At 46.1% G+C, this 1,807-nt stretch carries 2 protein-coding genes; both read left to right on the plus strand.

The window, feature by feature from the left end; translation table 11 throughout:
• Positions 1-97: 97 nt before the first annotated feature.
• Entirely contained in the window at positions 98-1,012 is a 915-nt protein-coding gene (locus EKD02_RS10065; protein ID WP_185805746.1) for a WbuC family cupin fold metalloprotein, read from the plus strand.
• A gap of 11 nt (positions 1,013-1,023) precedes the next feature.
• The gene (locus EKD02_RS09785; RefSeq protein ID WP_126385319.1) at positions 1,024-1,743 is read left to right on the plus strand and encodes a class I SAM-dependent methyltransferase; all 720 of its coding nucleotides are present in this window, start codon (positions 1,024-1,026) and stop codon (positions 1,741-1,743) included.
• The last annotated feature ends 64 nt before the right edge of the window (positions 1,744-1,807 follow it).

A 1,807-nucleotide genomic window follows, 5' to 3' on the forward strand; every position in this document is an offset into this window, starting at 1 on the left:
GGATACTGTTTTATTGCGGAAAGCTTAACATGGCCATCAGCTGATGAAGTACTTCATCCAGGTACTAATCCACTAAATTCGGCGGAGAGCCGTATTAATGGGGGCAAGAAATCATTCAGTCAAAGCACTCATTTATCGGAGTGATGGTCGTGTGCTGCTGCAGCAGCGAGATGATAAGGAAGGGTTGCCATTTCGGCGATGCTGGGCTTTTTTCGGTGGCATGGTAGAGGGTAATGAGACGTTTAAGGGGGGACTTGAGCGAGAGTTGAAAGAGGAATTAGGTCAAGTTCCTGGAATCGTTTTCGATGAGTTGTTTAGTTGGAAATGGAGTGCTGGGTGGATAGAGACAGTGAATCACTTCTTCCCGGTTCGCTATGACGGTGATGTGAGTGAATTACGCTTGTCCGAAGGAATGGGGATGCGGTGGTTCTCTGTAGAAGAGCTCATTTCTCAGCCGATGACGCCTGACGTTTATGAGAATTATTCAGAGGTAGTTGCATTTCTATGTGCGTTTCGTCTTGATTCCTATGATGCGGTGGAAAGAGCATTGCTGGCGCATGGCGGGATGGAAAAAAAGAATGAACGGGTATTTTACGCTTCCAAGAATCCTTTCTCCTTGTCAAAGCAGCAGATGGTGCTTTTGAGAGAGTATGCGAGAATGAGAAATTGTCCGATTTTTCGTTGCTGTATGCATGTTGACGATGCTGATGATGTCCATGAAATGCTCATGGTTCATCCTGGGCACTGCGATGTCGGGCCCCTCAAGCAGGAAAAGACCTCTTTGAGTTACCATATGATAGACGGTGAGCTTGAAATATGCCTGTATGACGAGGATGGTGTGATGGTTTCTGCGCAACGATTGTCAAGTGCAGATGGTGACTTGCCAAGGTCAATTCGTTTGAAAGCCGGTCAGTATCGGTCAATACATACGCGATCGCCTCATGCAATATTTATTGAAGTTGCAAGTGGCCCATTCAAGGATAGTGACACGATTTGGTTAAATAGACAATAATAATGGTGAGCATGACGAAAAAAGAGTCAGTATATCGGCGTAAAACATGCAGAGGCTGTGGGAGTGAGAGTCTTGAGCTGGTATTTGCATTAAAGCCCTCTCCCATAGGTGATGCGTATGTGCCCCAAGAGAAAATTGATGAAGAGCAAAAGCAATTTCCGATTGATTTGTTCATGTGTAAGGATTGCGGCTTGGCGCAGCTCAGTGACGTAATAGATCCGGACGTTCTCTATGGGGATTACATATATGTGACATCAAGCTCAATGGGCTTATCACAGCACTTCGATGAGTATGCCGGAAAAGTAATTGATAGGGTCGGGCTTTCCGAGGGAGATCAAGTCGTTGACCTGGGGAGTAACGACGGAACGCTTCTAGGCTCATTCAAGCGAAAAGGGCTAAAGGTGTTGGGGGTTGAGCCGGCAGGCCATATTGCAAGCATCGCCAATGAGTCTGGAATTCCGACGCTTAGTGCGTATTTCAACCGAGGGCAAGCCCGTGAAATCGCAGATCGCTATGGCAAAGCGGATGTGATTACGGCAAATAATGTATTCGCTAATATCGATGATCTTGACTCATGGGTGCAAGGGGTGGGATTATTGCTCGCTGATAACGGTGTGTTTGTGTTCGAGAGTTACTATTTGGCGGATCTTGTCAGGAATATGGTCTTTGATTTCATATATCATGAACATCTCACCTCATTTTCGGGGTCTCCGCCGAATTTAGTGGATTAGTACCTGGATGAAGTACTTCATCAGCTGATGGCCATGTTAAGCTTTCCGCAATAAAACAGTATCC

It is taken from the genome of Chlorobium phaeovibrioides (assembly GCF_003968655.1).
GTDB classification, from domain to species: domain Bacteria; phylum Bacteroidota; class Chlorobiia; order Chlorobiales; family Chlorobiaceae; genus Chlorobium; species Chlorobium phaeovibrioides.

What these genes read in the sequence shown, in the direction of transcription:
- EKD02_RS09785 (WP_126385319.1), top strand. Translation starts at nt 1,024, where the DNA reads ATGACGAAAAAAGAGTCAGTATATCGGCGTAAAACATGCAGAGGCTGT.
- EKD02_RS10065 (WP_185805746.1), top strand. Translation starts at nt 98, where the DNA reads ATGGGGGCAAGAAATCATTCAGTCAAAGCACTCATTTATCGGAGTGAT.